Annotated in this window: 20 protein-coding genes and 1 riboswitch; of the genes, 9 read left to right on the plus strand and 11 right to left on the minus strand. The window is 62.0% G+C overall.

The genetic code is table 11. The features are described 5' to 3' along the window. Positions 1–16 precede the first annotated feature (16 nt). Positions 17–628 carry a cob(I)yrinic acid a,c-diamide adenosyltransferase gene (cobO, locus tag UB43_RS10290; protein ID WP_045210387.1) on the minus strand — a complete coding sequence of 204 codons (612 nt, stop codon included), beginning with the start codon at positions 626–628 and terminating at the stop codon, positions 17–19. A gap of 287 nt (positions 629–915) precedes the next feature. Next, positions 916–1,138: riboswitch (cobalamin riboswitch) on the minus strand. Between the two features lie 130 nt (positions 1,139–1,268). On the opposite strand from cobO, the gene UB43_RS10295 reads away from it, so the two are divergent. Genes UB43_RS10295 through UB43_RS10310 form a run of 4 tightly spaced genes read left to right on the plus strand, consistent with a single transcriptional unit; the run spans position 1,269 to position 4,764 of the window. Further along, positions 1,269–2,414 (plus strand): ABC transporter permease, encoded by a 1,146-nt coding sequence (locus UB43_RS10295; protein ID WP_045210388.1) that lies wholly within the window; start codon positions 1,269–1,271, stop codon positions 2,412–2,414. Further along, complete coding sequence (locus UB43_RS10300) at positions 2,411–3,196, plus strand: ABC transporter ATP-binding protein (RefSeq protein WP_045210389.1); 786 nt, start codon at positions 2,411–2,413, stop codon at positions 3,194–3,196. Before UB43_RS10295 ends, UB43_RS10300 begins: the two co-directional genes overlap by 4 nt. Further along, positions 3,197–4,138 carry an MlaD family protein gene (locus UB43_RS10305; protein ID WP_045210390.1) on the plus strand — a complete coding sequence of 314 codons (942 nt, stop codon included), beginning with the start codon at positions 3,197–3,199 and terminating at the stop codon, positions 4,136–4,138. Beyond that, on the plus strand, positions 4,135–4,764 hold the full coding sequence (locus tag UB43_RS10310; RefSeq protein WP_045210391.1) for an ABC-type transport auxiliary lipoprotein family protein: 630 nt from the start codon (positions 4,135–4,137) through the stop codon (positions 4,762–4,764). The genes UB43_RS10305 and UB43_RS10310 overlap by 4 nt, the downstream gene beginning before the upstream one ends. A gap of 6 nt (positions 4,765–4,770) precedes the next feature. Here the strand turns inward: UB43_RS10310 and UB43_RS10315 are convergent, their stop codons facing one another. The 7 genes from UB43_RS10315 to UB43_RS10345 all read right to left on the minus strand — a co-directional run bounded on the left by UB43_RS10315 (position 4,771) and on the right by UB43_RS10345 (position 11,007). Next, positions 4,771–5,022: a hypothetical protein gene (locus UB43_RS10315; protein WP_045210392.1), complete on the minus strand. Its 252-nt coding sequence runs from the start codon at positions 5,020–5,022 to the stop codon at positions 4,771–4,773. Between the two features lie 199 nt (positions 5,023–5,221). Further along, positions 5,222–5,428: a hypothetical protein gene (locus UB43_RS10320; RefSeq protein WP_045210393.1), complete on the minus strand. Its 207-nt coding sequence runs from the start codon at positions 5,426–5,428 to the stop codon at positions 5,222–5,224. Between the two features lie 117 nt (positions 5,429–5,545). Next, positions 5,546–5,980, minus strand: a complete 435-nt coding sequence (locus UB43_RS10325) for a hypothetical protein (protein ID WP_045210394.1) — start codon at positions 5,978–5,980, stop codon at positions 5,546–5,548. 167 nt (positions 5,981–6,147) lie between these two features. Next, positions 6,148–8,388, minus strand: coding sequence for a hypothetical protein (locus tag UB43_RS10330; protein WP_156160390.1), 2,241 nt, complete (start codon positions 8,386–8,388; stop codon positions 6,148–6,150). A gap of 74 nt (positions 8,389–8,462) precedes the next feature. After that, positions 8,463–9,335: a hypothetical protein gene (locus UB43_RS10335; protein WP_045210396.1), complete on the minus strand. Its 873-nt coding sequence runs from the start codon at positions 9,333–9,335 to the stop codon at positions 8,463–8,465. Position 9,336: 1 nt separating this feature from the next. After that, on the minus strand, positions 9,337–9,981 hold the full coding sequence (locus UB43_RS10340; protein ID WP_218187694.1) for a bifunctional 2-polyprenyl-6-hydroxyphenol methylase/3-demethylubiquinol 3-O-methyltransferase UbiG: 645 nt from the start codon (positions 9,979–9,981) through the stop codon (positions 9,337–9,339). A 60-nt stretch (positions 9,982–10,041) separates the two neighbouring features. Beyond that, the gene (locus tag UB43_RS10345; protein WP_045210397.1) at positions 10,042–11,007 is read right to left on the minus strand and encodes a glycosyltransferase family 2 protein; all 966 of its coding nucleotides are present in this window, start codon (positions 11,005–11,007) and stop codon (positions 10,042–10,044) included. Positions 11,008–11,245: 238 nt separating this feature from the next. Between UB43_RS10345 and UB43_RS10350 the strand changes: the two genes are divergently transcribed. The 5 genes from UB43_RS10350 (at position 11,246) to UB43_RS10370 (ending at position 15,427) form a co-directional block, all read left to right on the plus strand. Further along, entirely contained in the window at positions 11,246–12,247 is a 1,002-nt protein-coding gene (locus UB43_RS10350; protein ID WP_045210398.1) for a D-cysteine desulfhydrase, read from the plus strand. Positions 12,248–12,366: 119 nt separating this feature from the next. Further along, the gene (gene tcyJ / locus UB43_RS10355) at positions 12,367–13,167 is read left to right on the plus strand and encodes a cystine ABC transporter substrate-binding protein (protein WP_045210399.1); all 801 of its coding nucleotides are present in this window, start codon (positions 12,367–12,369) and stop codon (positions 13,165–13,167) included. Beyond that, on the plus strand, positions 13,167–13,838 hold the full coding sequence (gene tcyL / locus UB43_RS10360) for a cystine ABC transporter permease (RefSeq protein WP_177329794.1): 672 nt from the start codon (positions 13,167–13,169) through the stop codon (positions 13,836–13,838). Before tcyJ ends, tcyL begins: the two co-directional genes overlap by 1 nt. Then, positions 13,835–14,602 carry an L-cystine ABC transporter ATP-binding protein TcyN gene (gene tcyN, locus UB43_RS10365; RefSeq protein WP_045210401.1) on the plus strand — a complete coding sequence of 256 codons (768 nt, stop codon included), beginning with the start codon at positions 13,835–13,837 and terminating at the stop codon, positions 14,600–14,602. Before tcyL ends, tcyN begins: the two co-directional genes overlap by 4 nt. Before the next feature lie 126 nt (positions 14,603–14,728). Then, on the plus strand, positions 14,729–15,427 hold the full coding sequence (locus UB43_RS10370; RefSeq protein WP_045210402.1) for a pirin family protein: 699 nt from the start codon (positions 14,729–14,731) through the stop codon (positions 15,425–15,427). Positions 15,428–15,481: 54 nt separating this feature from the next. Here UB43_RS10370 and UB43_RS10375 read toward each other — a convergent pair whose 3' ends face one another. The 3 genes from UB43_RS10375 to UB43_RS10385 are packed head-to-tail and all read right to left on the minus strand — an operon-like array spanning position 15,482 to position 18,426. Then, positions 15,482–15,868, minus strand: a complete 387-nt coding sequence (locus UB43_RS10375; protein WP_052969529.1) for a GtrA family protein — start codon at positions 15,866–15,868, stop codon at positions 15,482–15,484. A gap of 3 nt (positions 15,869–15,871) precedes the next feature. Next, positions 15,872–16,801 carry a glycosyltransferase family 2 protein gene (locus UB43_RS10380; protein ID WP_045210403.1) on the minus strand — a complete coding sequence of 310 codons (930 nt, stop codon included), beginning with the start codon at positions 16,799–16,801 and terminating at the stop codon, positions 15,872–15,874. Between the two features lie 14 nt (positions 16,802–16,815). Further along, positions 16,816–18,426, minus strand: a complete 1,611-nt coding sequence (locus tag UB43_RS10385) for a DUF6311 domain-containing protein (RefSeq protein ID WP_082085817.1) — start codon at positions 18,424–18,426, stop codon at positions 16,816–16,818. Positions 18,427–18,533 lie beyond the last annotated feature (107 nt).

Below are 18,533 nucleotides of genomic sequence, written 5' to 3' on the forward strand. Positions count from 1 at the left end.
GCCACAACGAAGGGCATCAGAATTCCACCCCTTTCTGCGCCTTGATCCCTGCCTTGAAGGCATGTTTCACCAGGCCCATCTCGCTCACGGTATCGGCGGCCTCGACCATGGCCGGCTGCACGCCACGGCCGGTGGCGACCACATGCTGCATGGGCGGTCGGGCGGCAATGTCGGCGAGCACGGTGTCCAGCTCCAGGTAGCCGTGCTTGAGGGCAATGTTCACCTCGTCCAGCACCACCAGGCCTATCTCCGGGTCGCCCAGCAGTTGGCGGGCCACGCCCCAGGCCGCCTGTGCCTTGGCGATATCGCGCTGGCGGTCCTGGGTTTCCCAGGTGAAGCCTTCGCCCATCACGTGGAAGCTGACTTCCTCGGGGAAGCGGCGGAAGAATGCCTCCTCGCCCGTGGTCGCGGCGCCCTTGATGAACTGCACCACGCCCACCTTCATGCCGTGGCCCAGCGCGCGAGCGACCATGCCGAAGGCCGAGCTGCTCTTGCCCTTGCCGTTGCCGCTGTTGACCAGGAACACACCGCGCTCACCCTGGGCCTGGGCGATCTTGTCGTCGATCACCGCCTTCTTGCGCTGCATGCGCGAGCGATGGCGCTCGTCCTTTTCCGGGGATTCAGTCATGGCAGGTTCCTTCTAGAACGGCTTGTACGGGTAAAAGGGATTGCGCAGGCGCCAGGCTGCCGGCCGGGTGGCAGCAAACGCGGGAGGGAACAGGCAGGGATGCACCGCTGGCGCGCGCAGGCGCCATGCGGAAGAGATCGCCCAGCACGAAGGCTGTCGACCTGGGGAATAGGGATTTCACCTGAAGGATTCTCCGCCGCTCTCACCCGCGCGGCACTGACCAGTCGGGGCAGGCGGAGGACGGCAACGCGCGGCGCACGGCGCCGACGTCGACAGCGCCTCCCGCGATGCCATGCGATGCAACAGGCCGGTCTCCGGGCTTGCGAGTGACGCCATGAGGCTGTCGATGAACCGCGCCTTCCCATGCCGTGGCACAGTGGCTGTCTGCGGTTCGAAGCTCGCTTACCGTTGCGGGGGCAGCGCCGGAATGGTCGATTGCGCATCGATTTCACCGGCTTCCCTGTTTCACTCGCGGCTTGCACCGAGAGCACCTGAAGCAGGCGCGCAGCTTAGTGGCTGGCGGGCTGGGGCGTCAATTGAACAGGATGTCGCCGGGCTTGTCCCAGCACCAGGCAGCCGCTCTACACTGCGACACACCTGTCCAATCATGGCACTGTGTAACTCCGCTAGAATGCGAACCATGACGATGACCGCCCAGCCCGGCCAGCTTCAGCTCGACACCACCGCCAGCCCACCGCTGATGCACGTCAGCGGTGACTGGACGCTCGCGCATTTCTCCGCGCTGGAGGCCCAGGTGGCCGCCCAGCGCCAGGCCGAATCCCCCGCCGAGCTGGATTTTTCCGGCCTCGGCGCGCTGGACACCGCCGGCGCCGCACTGCTCGCCGAGATCATCGGCGGCGCACGCATGAACCAGCTGGAGCAGATCGCCCGCAACCTTCCCGCCGAACGCCAGGCACTGCTGCGCGCCGTCGGCAGCGCGATCACCCAATGCCGCCTGGACGAAAAGGCGCCGGAGCCGGGCAACGCACTGGTCGATGTGCTGGAACGCATCGGCATCGCCACCCTGACCTTCCGCGAACACCTGGTCGGCCTGCTCGGCTTCATCGGCCTGACCCTGCAGACGCTGCTGCGCAACCTGCTCCGCCCGCGACGCTGGCGCCTTACCTCGCTGGCCGCGCACATGGAGGAAACCGGGCTGGACGCCGTGCCCATCGTCGCCCTGCTGACCTTCATGGTCGGCGCGGTGGTGGCCTTCCTCGGCGCCACGGTGCTGCAGAAATTCGGCGCGCAGATCTATACGGTCGACCTGGTGGGCTTCTCCTTCCTGCGCGAATTCGGCGTGCTGCTCACCGCAATCCTGCTTGCCGGCCGCACCGCCAGCGCCTTCACCGCGCAGATCGGCTCAATGAAGGCCAACCAGGAAGTCGACGCCATCCAGGCCCTGGGCCTCGACCCGGTTGAATTGCTGGTGTTGCCGCGAGTGCTGGCGCTGCTGCTGACCCTGCCGATGCTGACCTTCCTGGCGATGATCTCCGGCATCTTCGGCGGCGGCGTGGTCTGCGCCCTCGCGCTGGATATCTCGCCGCGCATGTTCCTCTACATGCTGCAGAACGACATCGCCGTGCAGCACTTCCTGGTCGGCATCGTCAAAGCGCCGGTATTTGCCTTCATCATCGCCGTGATCGGCTGCCTGGAAGGCTTCCGCGTCAGCGGCAGCGCGCAGTCGGTGGGCGAGCACACGACCTCCAGCGTGGTCCAGTCGATCTTCGTGGTGATCCTGCTGGACGCGGTATTCGCGCTGTTCTTCATGGAGATGGGCTGGTGAGCGAACCGATCATCGTCGTCCGCGACCTGGCCAACCGCTTCGGCACCCACGCCGTGCACGAGCACCTGGACCTCGACGTGATGAAGGGCGAGATCCTCGGCGTGGTCGGCGGCTCGGGCACCGGCAAGTCGGTACTGCTGCGCAGCATCATCGGCCTGCGCCAGCCCAGCGAAGGCAGCGTGCACGTCTTCGGGCAGAACCTGCCGGCGCTGCCGCCACTGGAGCGCTCGAAGCTGGAAAGGCGCTTCGGTGTGCTGTTCCAGAACGGCGCGCTGTTCTCCTCGCTGACCGTGAGCGAGAACATCTGCCTGCCGCTGATCGAGCATGCCGGGCTGTCGCGCAGCGATGCCGAGTTCATGGCCAAGGTGAAGATCTCCCTCGCGGGCCTGCCGCCGGACGCTGGCTCCAAATACCCGGCCGAACTGTCCGGCGGCATGGTCAAGCGTGCTGCCCTGGCCCGTGCCCTGGCCCTGGACCCGGACATCCTGTTCCTCGACGAACCCACCGCCGGCCTCGACCCCATCGGCGCGGCGGCTTTCGACCAACTCATCCTGACCCTGCGCGACGCCTTCGGCCTCACGGTGTTCCTGGTCACCCACGACCTGGACACCCTCTACACCATCTGCGACCGCGTCGCCGTGCTCTCGCAGAAGCGGGTGCTGGTGGTGGGGCCACTGGACCAGGTCGCCCAGACCGACGACGCCTGGGTACAGGATTACTTCCACGGCCCACGCGGCCGTGCCGCGCTGCAGGCCACCGAACACCTGCGGGAGGAAAGCTGAATGGAAACCCGTGCCCATCACGTGCTGATCGGCCTGTTCACCCTCGTGGTGTCTATCGGTGCGCTGCTCTTCGCGCTCTGGCTGGCACAATCGAGCAACGACCAGCGCTACAAGATCTACGACGTGATCTTCAGCGAGGCGGTGACCGGCCTGTCCGAAGGCGGCACCGTGCAGTACAGCGGCATCCGCGTCGGCGACGTGGTCTCGCTGCGCCTGGACCCGAACGACCCGCGCAAGGTCCGCGCGCGCATCCGCGTCTACGACAGCACGCCGATCCGCGAAGACACGCGCGCCAAGCTGGCCCTCACCGGCGTCACCGGCCAGGCCATCATCCAGCTCTCCAGCGCCGGCCAGGACAGCCCGCCACTGGAAGCCAAGGATGGCGGAATCCCGGTGATCAAGACCATCCCGTCGCCCTTCGCCAAGCTGCTGGCCAACGGCGAGGACATCGCCACCAACATCAACAACCTGATCAACAACGTGAACCGCATGTTCTCCCAGGAGAACGTCGACCGCATCAGCCGCACCCTGGACCATATCGACCAGGCCACCGGCGTGGTTGCCGAGCAGCGCGACGACATCCGCCAGACCTTCAAGGAACTGGCCGCCGCCAGCGAGCAGGCGCGCATCACCCTGGCCAACGCCAGCCAGTTGCTCGAACGCGCCAACCAGACGCTGGGGGGCAAGAAAGGCCAGGACATCCTCGACGACACCCAGAAGACCCTCGCCTCCCTGCGTACCAGCAGCGAGCGCGTCGAGCAGTTGCTGGACAGCAACTACGACTCGGTGAACGGCGGCCTCAACGGCCTGGGCGAGATCGGCCCGGCGATCCGCGAACTGCGCTCCACCCTGGAAGACCTGCGCGGCGTCACCCGCCGCCTGCAGGAAAACCCCACCGGCTACCTGCTCGGCCGCGAGCGCAACAAGGAGTTCCAGCCATGACCGCCCTTCCCCGCCTGCTCGGCGTCGCCGCCCTGGTCAGCCTGCTGGGCGCCTGCTCGATCCTCCCGGAAGCGGAAAGCCCGGACTTCTACCTGCTGCCGGCCACCCAGCAACCCGCGCGCGGCAATGCGCTGGTGAACTGGTCGCTACGAGTCAGTGCGCCTACCGCCAGCCTGGCGCTGGACAGCAACCGCATCGCCGTGGTCCCACAGGGCAACCAACTGAGCAGCTACCAGGGGGCGCGCTGGAGCAACCGTGCGCCGGGCCTGCTGCGTGATCGCCTGCTCGACGCCTTCACCGCCAACGGCAGCATCCGCGCCCTGAGCAGCGACGAAACCAGCCTGCAGGCCGACCTCGACCTGACCGGCGAACTGCGCGCCTTCCAGAGCGAGTACCAGAACGGCAAACCGGTGATCCATATCCGCTACGACGCGCGCCTGGTGCGCACCCTCGGCCAGCGAATCGTCGCCGCGCGCAGCTTCGAGGTCCGCCAGCCGGTGGACGGCAAGCAGGTCCCCGAAGTGGTCAGCGCCTTCGGCAAGGCTGCCGACCAGCTTTCCGCACAGGTGGTGGAGTGGACGTTGCAGCAAGGGCAGCAGCAGAAGCTCTCACCGCCCTCCCCGTAAGGCGGCTCAGCGGCAGTGGTAGGGACTTTCGCCCTCCAGCTCCTGGTCTGTCTCCACGTCCTTGATGGTGACGATGGCCTTCGGATAGACCGAGCAGAGTGAGTTGCGCACGGTGTAGATGCCGCTGCCATGGGCGAGGAACTTGCCATTGCTCAGGGCCTTGCCGGACTCGTCGTGGGCGCTGACCTCGTAGTTGCCGGTCATGGTGATGCAGCCGGCGAGCGCCAGCAGGGAAAGGAGTGGAACGAGGACTTTCATGGATTCTCCTTGGACGCGAGGCGCCCCTTATGCCGGGGCACAGGGCGGCGCGGGTGTCGATCCGTGACGGGTTCGCGAGAGCGGGAATGGCCAGCCAGCATGGCAAGGCCGATGCGGATACGACCGATACCGGTCGCCGCAGTTCAGCCAGCGCCCCCACAAGAGCGCCGGCTGACGGTGTTTCAGACGAGAGGTTGCCTCAACGCTTGCCCATGGAGCGACGCGAGCCGCGCGGGTGCGGCGGGCGGTACTCGGCCTGGTCGTGAGGCTTGCGATGCTGGTAGGCGGTTTTTGCCTGCTGCTGCGCGGCAAGGGCGGCCTTGGCCAGCTCGGCCAGGGAGAGCTTGGGTTGTTCCTGCGCGTTGTCGGCGCTTTCGTCGCGGGGCGGCTGCTGAGAGGACGTCATGGGTAGACCGGTTCTGAAAGGTTTGAATCGGTGCACATGATAGCCGAAGTCGCCCTCTTCCGGCTGCCCGCCCGCACGAGCGGCCGGGGCGGGGGCTTCACCCCGCAAGCGAAGCCATCAGCTCGGCGGGAACAGCGTGTCCGGGCGGGTCACGTATTCGGTCGCTTCGGCTTCGGTCATCACCCAGATCTGGCTGATCCGGCTGTCCAGGCCCATCTTGATGCCGACGAACTTGCCGGTGATCTTCGGCAGCATGCCGTAGACCATGAAGCGGTTGTTCTCGTCACGGATGCGGATGGACACCGACAGCGGGTAGCTGATGGTCTTCTTGTACAGCCCGATGGTGATCACCTGGCGCAGCAGGCTCGGCTTCGGCCGCTTGAGGGTAATTACCGGATACACCGCGCTGTCGACGAAACCCACCATCATCCCCGAGGGAATCACCCGGTCCGCCAGCGCCGGGCTGCTCAGCCCCAGCATCAGGGCCAGTGCGCCGAGCAACCGGAGCGTCCAGCGTTGCAGCGAAGCGCGTGAAGGTACTGCTGATGTCATCGGATTTCCCGCCCTGGTTTTCCTGATTTCGTTATCGCCCGGTTAAGGATTCCGGATCTGAGGGTGGAGCGTAGCGGTTCGCCGCGTCGCTGTCCGCACATTGATTCACAGCCCTTGCAGCCCGGAGTGCCGGCAGACTGGGACCAGTTCTGCGCTACGTTGCAGTATCAATTCACTTCGCGCCACTCGATACGCTTCAGGTAGACGCCGAGCACTCGAACATCGTCAGAGCCATAGAGCCGCTGAGGCGAATCAGGTTTGTCGACCTCCACACTGACCGTTTGCCAATTGTCCTCGGAGCATACCGGCACGCTATAGGTTTGAAGGTCAGCCGTGGTACTCAGGTGGGTCTCGCTCCATTCGCCCCCATGGCAGGTCCGCTTCAAACTGACTCGCACAGGACGCGTCGTACTGGCAGCAAATACCCCCATCATGATTTGAAATTCACAATGACTTTCCCGGCACTCACGGGGCCGGGGCAATTGCAGGTTTGCCTGCGCCCCGGACCAGACATGACCAAGCTCAACTGGATACCAACCGTCAGCCAGCATTCGCTGCGTACTCAATAATCCCGCTTGGGGCAGCAGCGGATAATCGACATCTCCAGCCCAACTGTCCCAGGCGCTGCTCATTTGATCAGGAGGAACAAGTCGAACGGTGGCAAACCAGCCACCATCTTCAACTTTCAGGAACGGCAGCTTACTCAGACGATCCAGTACTGCTCGACGCTGCTGCCGTATTGCTGGCGGACACAACGCAGCAGCCTCCACACCGGCGTCCGTTCGCTGTCCAATCCACGCACTGACTCTTTCGCTGCCAATGCAGGGCCAGGCGTTGGCCGCCCAGAGCAGATCGACATAAGGAAACACCAGCACGTCTGCCTGCTTTTTCAGCAACATGAGCGCCAACGGATCCGTCGCTATCCCCGGTACCCAGCCTGGCCCGGCCGCCAGAAACTCGGCAGGCCAGCCCAATTGTGCTCGTTCTACATTCTTGTCACCGCCGACATTGAAAGTTCGCACTTTTGCTCGCGGCGCCAAGTAGTTGGCCAGAAAATCATTTCCCCATGGGACGAAGGCCACTACTTCATTCGAATGAAGTGCCTGTCCAAGAGGGATGGCGAACTCCCTGTCCATCTGGAAGAACATCGCACGCGCTTGCGCCCCCACTCTAAGGTGGGCAAGAGGGTGCGGTAGGTTGAACAACAACAGTAAGACAAGGATGCCGCAGCCAAACAGTTGGCCACGCAGCCAAGGCAGTTGCAGCATGAACAGACACCATGTAACAAACAGACCAAGGGCCGCCCAGCGATAGGGCGCCCGCATGGCATTGAATCCCGGAAGGTTTTCCGAAACCCACGCGGAGCCGGTAGGAGCCAGCGCCTGACCAGCCGGCATCATGGGCTCAAGCGTTACTGCATTCTGATTGTGCACACCCTGCGGCTTTATCGAGTGGACCTTCAGCGACGGGCCGAGCGCCAGATAGAAGGACAGAACAGCGCCGGCAATCAACCCCCATACCAGTAGGCGGCGGCGACGTACCACTAATCCAATGCCCCCCACCGCGAGTAACAAGGGCAGTGCAAAGGTAGTGTCCCAAGTTGAATTGTCACCATAAAACAAGTTGGTAGTGCGATGCTCACTCAGGCCCAGGAAGTCGGGTAGCCAGAGAATGCCCTTACTTGGGACGACCAGGAAACTCAGATCCAATCCCCAACCACGAAAGAAATCCAGTGGCACATGGGCGAACTGCGTTGTACCGACATACCGTGTATACAGCCAGTAAGCCAACGCGAAGCTGCCAAAGTGCACCGGTACTGCGATGCGCAATAGGGTGGTACGCGGCTCGAGACGCAGCAAAAGGCGATAAGCAATCGTTACGCTCGCGCCAGTCGCGAACATGATAAAGGTGTAGCCATCCATGAAGACCGCAATGATTGCGGCCGCCAGATAGGACAGCGCAGCTTTCCATCGGGCGACCGCAGGGTCCAGTAAGCGCAGCACCATCAGAAAATAGAACGGTAGCAGCGCCATGCCGAGAGATAGCATGCTGTAATCGGCATGCGCCCAGATCATTGGCTGGCTAGCCCAAATTACGGCACCGAGGAGCGCGGCACCTTCTCCGCTCCCCAGCCGAAGGGCTATCCGCCTTGCGCTGAACAAGGCGATCAGCAGCCACATGGCAATGGTCGCTGAATAAGCGTCCGCTCCAGGTACGCCGAGACGTATGAGGACACTCATCGGCCAAGCCCCGGACAGGCCAAATGCGAGGGCAGCAGAGGCTGGCAGACCAATATCCTGCGCGTGCAAGCTGAACAGCCCATGATTTGCCAACGACTGGGCAAAGCCGGCCGCCCAGACGGCCTGCCCCAAGGTCGGCGTAAGAACGCCGGGCACGGCGTTGTTCAACAGACACACGACAGCTATTGCGAGACAGAGCGCCAAATACCGCCCGATGTGCCGCCTGGACAACCCATTCATCATCAATGCTTTCCTGAATCCAGATCCCGCACGGCCAACGCAGCGCAGAAGAACAGCAGATCGCCGCAGACCGTCACCACTCGCCCCAGCACCACCGCCAGGAGCAAGTCCGCTTCGGCCACCACAGGCTTGAGCACTAGCAGCAGGACCAACTCCCGCACACCCACGCCAGCCGGAGCGCCGGGGGTGACCAACCCGGCAAGCCACGCCACAACGAAGGCACCGGCGATGACGGGCCATTCACGGGCAGGGACAACCATCTGCGAAGCGGTCAGCTCTACCAACGCCACGAAGATCGACGCGGAGATCAGCAAAAACAGGATCTGCCATGCCAGCGCCGAGACTCCGTCCCGGCCCAGGAAGCGATACACGCCGTACATTCCCAGTACGACGACCAGGCACCAGATCGCAGGCCCCAGCAGCCAGGGCAACCCGGAGAAAAGTACCGGGACCAGCAAGGCCACGAACAACCCACCCGCCCCCGCCAGCAGCGCAAGCTCAAAGGCGATGGACTTGGCCAGCCCGCGGCCCGGCCACCCCGCGGCCATCCCCAGCGCCTGTCGACCGGCAACATGGAGGATGTTCCCCGGCAGATACTTGGCCAGTTGCGAGAGCCCGTAGGCCCTGACCGCCCAGCGCCGGGACGTGCGGATATCAAAGCGCCGCAACAGGCAGTGCCAGGCCAGTACGAGAGGCCCATTGGCCAGCGCGTAGATCAGCGCCAGGCCGGCGATGATCAACCAGTGCGAGAGAGGGATTGCCGCCGGATCGAACTGCGTGCCGTACTGCCTGAGGCGCAGAGCCACGAACAGCAGACTGAGCACAGCCAGGAAACTGCCGCCCCAATGCAGCAGCTTGCGCCAGGAGAACGCCATCTCAGTGGCGCGGACGGCAGAGCAGCATGGTCCAGGGCAGCGGCGAGCGGACCTCGATGACCTCGAAATATTGCTCGACCCATCGCACGAAACCACGGGCAGACCAGTGCTGCAGATGGCCCGGCGTATTGCCCAGGCTAGCGATGTACTTTCCACGAGCCAGATTCAAAACGCACCAGAGCGGCTCCCGAGGCACGCTCAGAATCAGGTGGCCCGTCGCCACGCGCTGCAGGGCGCGCATGCCGGCGTCGGGATCCTCCAGATGCTCAAGCACTTCACAACAAACGACCAGGTCTGCGGAATCCTCCGCGGACTGCAGGTCATAAATGCTTTTGACGTCGAAGACACTCTCGGATTCGAGCGCCCGCGCGTCGGCATTCTGTCTGGCAAGATCGATAGCATGGGAGGAAAAGTCGCACCCCCTGGCCCGACGCCCCTCCTCGAGCCAGCGCAAGACCCAGTATCCCTCACCGCAGCCGATTTCATGGATCGACGCTGGCGCCGCCCGCTCGACCAGACCCGACAGTGCGAGCTCGAAACCGGCCATGATCCGCTTGACCAGCCAGTTACGGGAACCGTACTTGTCATAGGCATTACCCACGACAACGCCGTTCTCCCGAACGCCGCCAGTTACCTTGATGCCCATGGGGTCTCCTTCTGGAGGCCTGACGCCAGTGCCCCGCGCAGCGCCTTGCAGTCCGTCTCGTCAGTCATCTTTGCTCAGCTCGGCTACCTTGACGCGCATATCTTCCAGGAGCTTTCTGTTGGCCGACAGCAGATCGGCCACGAAAGCGATCAGCAGGGTCTGGAAGCCCATTCCCAACAACGCCCCGGCCAGGATCAGCGATTGAACATGACCCTCTCCGTCGCCGGAAAAATACTTCCAGAGGAACCTCAGGCCAATCAGTACGCCCACCGAAAAGAGCGCGATGCCAATGCTGCCGAAGAACCGGAAAGGGCGATAGACGATGAAAATCCGGATGATGGTGACAATGCTGCGCTGAATGTACGACGGAATACTCTTTACCAGCCGGGACGGTCTCAGATCCGCATTGACCCGGATCGGCACCGAGACCACCGTCAGGTTCTTCTGCCCTGCCTGGATGATTGTTTCCAGCGTGTAGGTGTAATCGCTGAACACCATCATCCGTTGCGCAGCGGCCCGGCTGATCGCCCGGAAACCGCTCGGGGCATCCGGAACATCGGTCTTGCTGGCGACCCGCACGACCCAGCTGCCCAACCGTTGCAGTGCCTTTTTCACCGGGGAGAAATGCTCGATCGCGCTGATTGGCCTTGCGCCGATGACGAGATCGGCCTGATGTTCGAGAATCGGCAAGGTCAGGGCGGGGATATCGGCCGCGCAGTACTGATTGTCGGCATCCGTATTGACGATCACATCCGCCCCGAGACGCAGGCAGGCGTCCAGTCCGGACATGAACGCACGCGCCAGCCCCTTGTTGCCGGCATGCCGCACCACATGATCGACACCGTGAGCCCGCGCCACCTCGATCGTCGCATCGCTGCTGCCATCGTCGATGATCAGCCATTCGACCTGGGTGAACCCACTCACTTCCCGCGGCAGCTCGGCCAGGCAGACCGGCAGGGAGTCTGCTTCATTGAAGCAGGGAATCTGAATGATCAGCTTTCGCTGCGGCTCAGTCGTGGAAACCATGTATACCCTTGGAAGAAAGCGAGCCTCCCTCATGGAGGGCGAAGCCTTTGATGCTACACCGAATTTCACCTTAATCCGACACACTGCATCCTATTTGGTGTAGGAAAAATCCAGAGACTTCGGGGCTGCTAAAAGGCCACCCCCCCCATCGCGGCGCCGTTTCGAAACGGCGCTGACTCAGCCCCGATACGCCCAGCGTCAAACGACCATTCTCGGCACTTTCCACGAGAGGAGTTCCATGAACAGTATTCGCAACGCCCTAGCCCGCTTCCCCCGCCTCGACCTGGCCGGCGGCCCGACACCGCTGGACAAGCTGGAGCGGCTGTCCGCAGACCTGGGCCGCGAGCTGTACGTGAAGCGCGACGACACGACGCCCTTTGCCCTGGGCGGCAACAAGGTACGCAAGCTGGAATTCCTCGCCGCCGATGCGCTGAAGGCCGGTGCCGACACGCTGGTCACCGCCGGGGCGATCCAGTCCAACCATGTGCGCCAGACCGCCGCCGTCGCCGCGAAGCTCGGCTTGCGCTGCGTGGCGTTGCTGGAAAACCCGATTGGCACCGATGACCACAACTACCTGAGCAACGGCAACCGGCTGCTGCTGGACCTGTTCGGCACCGAAGTCGAACTCGTACCCAACCTCGACAACGCGGACGAGTTGCTGGCGCAGACCGGCGAACGCCTGCACCGCGAAGGCCGCAAGCCCTACATAGTGCCCATTGGCGGCTCCAATGCCCTGGGCGCCCTGGGATACGTGCGCGCCGGGCTGGAACTGGCGGAGCAGATTCACGGCAGCGGCCATGAGTTCTCCGCCGTGGTGCTCGCCTCCGGCAGCGCCGGCACCCATGCGGGACTGGCGCTCGCCCTGGCCGGAGCCCTGCCGGAACTGGACGTCATCGGCGTGACCGTCTCGCGTGCCGACGCGGCTCAGCGGCCGAAAGTCGAAGGGCTGGTTGAGCGCACGCTGGAGCTGCTCGGCCACGACGCGCAACCCCTGCCGATAGTGCAACTGTGGGACGAGTATTTCGGCCCGCGCTACGGAGAACCCAATGCCGGTACGCTGGAGGCGGTACGCCTGCTGGCAAGCCAGGAAGGCCTGCTGCTGGACCCGGTGTACACCGGCAAGGCCATGGCCGGATTGCTCGACGGCATCCGCCGTGATCGCTTCGTAAAACCCGGGCCTATCCTGTTCCTGCACACCGGCGGTTCGCCGGCGCTGTTCGCCTACCATTCAGCGAAGTGACCTACCTAACAATCAGAACTAGGTATGTAATTTTTTATTATTTTATTGCATAACGATTCCGACCCTATAGTCGCCACGCGTTGACTAACCTGCTTAAAACACCAAAAACGGGGACCACCATGACCTTCTCCGCACTGCGACGTCATTTCCTGCTCGCCAGCCTGACCCTCACCCTCGGCGCCAGCCTCTTCGGCCAGGCCCAGGCCGCCGACGACCTGCTCGCCCAGATCAAGTCCAAGGGCGAGGTCCGTGTCGGACTCGAGGGCACCTACCCGCCCTTCAGCTTCCAGGACGAGAACGGCAAACTCGCCGGCTTCGAAGTGGACTTCTCCAACCTGATCGCCAAGGAACTGGGCGTCACCGCCAAGCTCCAGCCGACCAAGTGGGACGGCATCCTCGCCGCGCTGGAATCCAAGCGCCTGGACCTGGTGATCAACCAGGTGACCATTTCCGAAGAGCGCAAGAAGAAGTACGACTTCTCCGACGCCTACACCGTTTCCGGCATCCAGGCGCTGGTGCGCAAGGGTGACGAAGGCAAGTACGACGCGCCGGAAAAACTGGCGGGCGTGAAAGTCGGCGTGGGCCTGGGCACCAACTACGAGCAGTGGCTGCGCGAACATGTACCGCAGGCAGACGTGCGCACCTACGAGGACGACCCGACCAAGTTCCAGGACCTGCGCAGCGGTCGCATCGACGTGATCCTGGTGGACCGCCTGGCCGCCTTCGACATGGTCAACAAGACCAAGGGCGCCATGGCACTGACCGGCGCGCCCTTCGCCCGCCAGGAAGCTGGCATCGCCCTGCGCAAGGGCAACCCGGAGCTGCTCGCGGCGCTGAACAAGGCCATCGAGAAATTCCGCGCCGACGGCACGCTGAAGAAACTCTCGGAGAAATGGTTCCAGGCTGACGTCACCCAATGATTGAAGAAAGCCTGCAGCTTGCGCTGGATTCCGCGCCCTTCCTGCTGAAGGGCGCGATCTTCACGGTAGTCCTCAGCGTAGGCGGCATGTTCTTCGGACTGCTGCTCGGATTCGCTCTGGCGCTGATGCGCCTGTACGGATTCACCCCCGTGCGCTGGATCGCGCGCATCTACGTGTCGTTCTTCCGCGGCACGCCGTTGCTGGTCCAGCTCTTCATGATCTATTACGGCCTGCCCCAGGCCGGCATCGAACTCGACCCGCTGCCGGCGGCGCTGATCGGCTTCTCGCTGAACATGGCCGCCTATGTCTGCGAAATCCTCCGCGCCGCCATCGGCTCCATCGACAAGGGCCAGTGGGAAGCCGCCGCCAGCATCGGCATGACCCGCGCCGAGACCCTGCGCCGGGTGATCCTGCCGCAGGCCGCACGCACCGCCCTGCCGCCGCTGGGCAACAGCTTCATCTCGCTGGTCAAGGACACCGCCCTGGCCGCTACCATCCAGGTCCCGGAACTGTTCCGCCAGGCCCAGCTGATCACCGCACGCACCTTCGAGGTCTTCACCATGTACCTCGCTGCGGCGCTGATCTACTGGATCCTCGCGAGCATCCTGTCGCACCTGCAGAACCGCCTGGAAGACCGGGTCAACCGTCATGACCAGGAGCACGACGCATGATCGAAGTACGCCAGCTGACCAAGCAGTTCCGCGGCCAGGAGGTGCTCAAGGGCATCGACCTGACCGTCGAGGCCGGCGAAGTGGTCGCGATCATCGGCCCCAGCGGCTCGGGCAAGACCACCCTGCTGCGCTGCCTGAACCTGCTGGAGACGCCCAACGGCGGGACCATCCAGGTCGGTGACATCCTCATCGACGCCTCCAGGCCGCTCAGCGGCCAGCAGGGGCTGATCCGCAAGCTGCGCCAGCACGTGGGCTTCGTCTTCCAGAACTTCAACCTGTTCCCCCACCGCACCGCCCTGGAGAACGTGGTGGAAGGTCCGATCATCGTGAAGAAGGAGCCGCGCCCCCAGGCCGTCGAGCGCGCCCGCCAGTTGCTGGCGAAGGTCGGGCTGGCCGGCAAGGAGGACTCGTACCCCAAGCGCCTCTCCGGCGGCCAGCAACAGCGCGTCGCCATCGCCCGCGCCCTGGCCATGCAGCCGGACGTGATCCTGTTCGATGAGCCCACCTCGGCACTGGACCCGGAACTGGTCGGCGAGGTGCTGTCGACCATCCGCGGCCTGGCCCAGGAAAAGCGCACCATGGTCATCGTCACCCACGAGATGAGTTTCGCCCGCGACGTCGCGAACCGGGCAATCTTCATCGACAAGGGCGTGATCGTCGAACAGGGCGACGCCAAGGCGCTGTTCGCCCATCCGAAGGAAGAACGAACCCGCCAGTTCCTCAGCAAGTTCCTCGATCAGGGCGAGAAGCGTACAGCGGAATAGAATCGAATTAATCGATTAATATCTGCCGATATTTGCGCTTTTTTATCGATCATCTGCGAGAGAAGATAGTCCCACGAACCGCGCGGACTGGCCCACTGGCCAGCCGCGCCCCACGAGGACTAAGTCATGATCGAACGCAGACCCTTCCAGCAACTCGGCGGCGCCAACCACGGCTGGCTCAACGCCAAGCACCACTTCTCCTTCGCCGAGTACTACGACGCCGAGCGCATGGACTGGGGCAACCTCCGCGTCTGGAACGATGACGAAATCGCCGCCGGCACCGGCTTCCCGCCGCACCCGCACCGCGAAATGGAAATCATCACCTACGTCCGGCAGGGTGCGATCACCCACCAGGACAGCCTGGGCAACAAGGGCCGTACCGAAGCGGGCGACGTGCAGGTAATGAGCGCAGGCTCGGGCATCGTGCACTCCGAGTACAACCTGGAGAAGGATGTCACCAAGATCTTCCAGATCTGGATCATCCCCTCGGTACGCGGCGGCACGCCGTCCTGGGGCGCCAAACCCTTCCCGAAGGGCGACCGCGCCGGGCGCTTCGTGACCCTGGCCAGCGGCTACGACGACGACGGCGACGCCCTCCGCATCCGCGCCGAAGGCCGTATGGTCGCCGCCACCCTGAAGGCGGGTCAGACGGCCGAGTACGAACTGGGCAGCGATCGCCGCGCCTACCTGGTGCCGGCGGTGGGCAAGGTCGAGGTCAACGGCGTCGAACTGCTGGCCCGTGACGGCGCCGCCATTGCCGATGAGGCGGTGGTGAAGGTCACCGCACTAGAAGACAGCGAGGTAATTCTGGTGGATGTTGCCTGATATCGCGCCGTATAAATGGGGAAGGCACGCCCGACGGCGTGCCTTGTTCATTGCTCAGCGAGCGAAAGCCCACGTCTTCATAACGAAGTAACTCAATGCAGGAACCAGCAGCACGATGGCAATCATTCCCTGCCAATAGGTGAAGCCCAGATGGTCCATCACTGCGGCGATCAGCAAGGTTAATCCCAGTGCAAGAATGGAGGCGCTGAAAAACTTGGCGTAGAGAACAAGCGAAATCGGCGCCCGGAAAGTCAAGTAGGAGTTCATAAAATAGGAAAACAGGTTGGCTCCCATGAACGCCACCAGATTCGCCATTACCACAGGGACAGCCCACAATTCGACCAAACATGACAAGACCGAGCCATGAATCAGCGTGTTCATTACACCGATGGAGGCAAATATGAAGAACCGTGGAATACGATCCAAGATGGCGATAGACACGAGTCAGTAAACCTTCCTGACAATGTAGACGGGCCGGCCTTTTACTTCCATGAAGATTCGCCCGACATACTCTCCAAGTACGCCAATACCAATCAGTTGCACGCCTGCCAGCAGCAGCAGTGCCACCATAATCGACGCGTAGCCGGGAGTATCCACTCCCCAGATGACCGTCTTGACGACCAGGTAGAGGGCATAGAGCAACGCCAGTATCGAGATACCGCCGCCTATATACGTCCAGATGCGTAACGGAACGGTGCTGAAGCTGGTGATTCCCTCCAGGGCGAAGTTCCAGAGTTTCCAAGTATTGAAACTGGACTGGCCATGTCTCCTTGCCTCAACCCGGTAATCGATAACGGTAGTACGGAAGCCCACCCAGGCGAAGAGTCCCTTCATGAATCGGCAATTCTCGCGAAGGGACTTGATCGCATCGACCACCTTACGATCCATCAGGCGGAAGTCGCCGACATCGGCCGGGATATTGATGTGCGAGATGTATCGGGAAACTTCGTAGAAAGCCCGCGCAGTCATCTTGTGGATAGGCAAATCCGTGTCGCGATCAACCCGACGTGCCAGAACCACCTCGAAACCGGCTTCCCACTGCGCAATCATCTCCAGAATGCTTTCCGGCGGGTGCTGTAGGTCGGAGTCGATAGGGACAACGGCATCACCCGTGGCATGATCCAGACCCGCGGTAATGGCCGCCTCCTTACCGAAATTGCGCGAGAAGTCGATTACTCGGGTATCACTCCGAGACTCGGCCTGCAGGATCAGTTTCTCGAGCGTTTTGTCCTTGCTACCGTCATTGATGCAGATGATTTCAAGGTCATACACCCCACGGATGGACTCTAGTGCCAAATCGACCCTGTTGAAAAAACCAGTCACGCCGTCCTGCTCATTGTAGAAGGGAACGACCAGGGAAATTACTTTCTTCATGAATTGATCCTGTTTCATTTCCGGCAGACAAACGCAAACTGCACTTCACGACAAGTCACACCATGACGCGACACCATAGCGTTCAGAGCAACCTCGTCAGGGTAATCCCGCTTCATGAAGACATAAGCGGAACGAGAGGTATCTGACTCGTCAATTTCCTGCTGAACATCATCACAACGAGGATTGTAACGCGAGATGTATCCAGTATTCAGCTTAAGTTCATGACGCGCCGCATATCCCATTAGCGGGAGAAGATTCGAGTACGCTTCTCCACCACAACGGAATTTCGGATAGAAATACAGAACATTTGCCCCTCTAAGCGCGCTATTCCAAGAATCCACGTCGATTACCGGGTGGTACGCTACTGCAGCACGCTCGCGAGTTTGTTTATAAATCGGCTTGAGGTCCAATATCTGTATGGCAACCATCATGATCGCCAGGCAGACGAACACTTGCGGGCGGGTCCCCTTGTAAAGACGGTACAACGCGAAGATGGCAAGTACATAGCCGACCAGCCAGAAAAACCGCCCCGATACACGGAATTGCGTCACGAGTCCCTGCAAGAAGCCGGGATAGTTCACAGTAGCAATCAGACTCTCACCGGCGTAAATACGATTCGACAACGAGTAGAACGCATAGATAAAGAGAATCGCCAGCAATGGCCAGTGACGGCGCAAGGTCGCTAACCAGTCTCTGGGGGCGGCCAGCAGACTGACGAGTAACGCCAATATCACCCCTAGGCCGAGATAATTGAATCCTTCCATCTGCTCGGAAGTAACCTTGGACGAAAGTTCGATGAATCGCCCTCCCATAAAGGGCGAAATAAGGTTCATCGAATAGACACCAAAACCAGTATCGGTACCTACGGCGCCACTGGACATGGGAAACAGGAAGATGAAAAGCGAGACGAAAAGCAGCCCAAACGGAAGAATCGCCAAGAGAAGCGATCTCAAACGCTTATGGGCGTCCACGCGTGCAATAGCGGCCAGGTAGACACCGCTAATCATAACGAAGATATAGATATTGATATAAAAGGCCAATGGCACCAGCCAGATCCAACAATGGCTCAGGACCTTACAGCGACAACTTCTCAAATAACAGGCTACGGCAAATAGCAACAACCAGTGCGACATTAGCGAGATGTGCCCAAGCCGATAAAGAAGCGCCGGGAACGTAATCAGCAACACGCACAGAGAGATCAAAAAAACCCACGATCGGACTTGCAGCTCGCGTGCAATCCACCACGCAGCCACCCCTTGCAAGATGAAGCAGAGCGTCACCCAATAACCGAAGGGATTGAAATAGCCAATAGCCTTGGGCAAAAACAGCTTGAGCAGGAAGGCGTAAGCAGGGACGGCGTCAACGAAGGTAGCCCGCGTGCCTTCGGGGTAGTTCAAACTATCGAATGCAAGCAGCGGATAGCTCCACGGTGCCGACAGATACATATTGAAGCCGGAGACGTACTGGGTGACGTCTTCGGTCTCAAGCAACCAGAAACCGGAGTCGCCCAGAACGAAGTGAATGCCATAGGTAGCCAGGACGAACGCCAACGACAGACAGACGACACATAGCAACGACAGACCATCAAACCCAAGAAGTCGCTCGCGCCATCCCGTGCCCATCATGCCCCTCGAATCTCCTCGCATCACGACCATTCCCTTCAAGCCTCAACGACTGCCCCATGGACGATGCGGGCTGCCATCCCGCATTCCGGCGGGACTGCAAAGCGGGC

It is taken from the genome of Pseudomonas sp. 21 (assembly GCF_000955805.1).
Taxonomy (GTDB): Bacteria; Pseudomonadota; Gammaproteobacteria; order Pseudomonadales; family Pseudomonadaceae; genus Pseudomonas.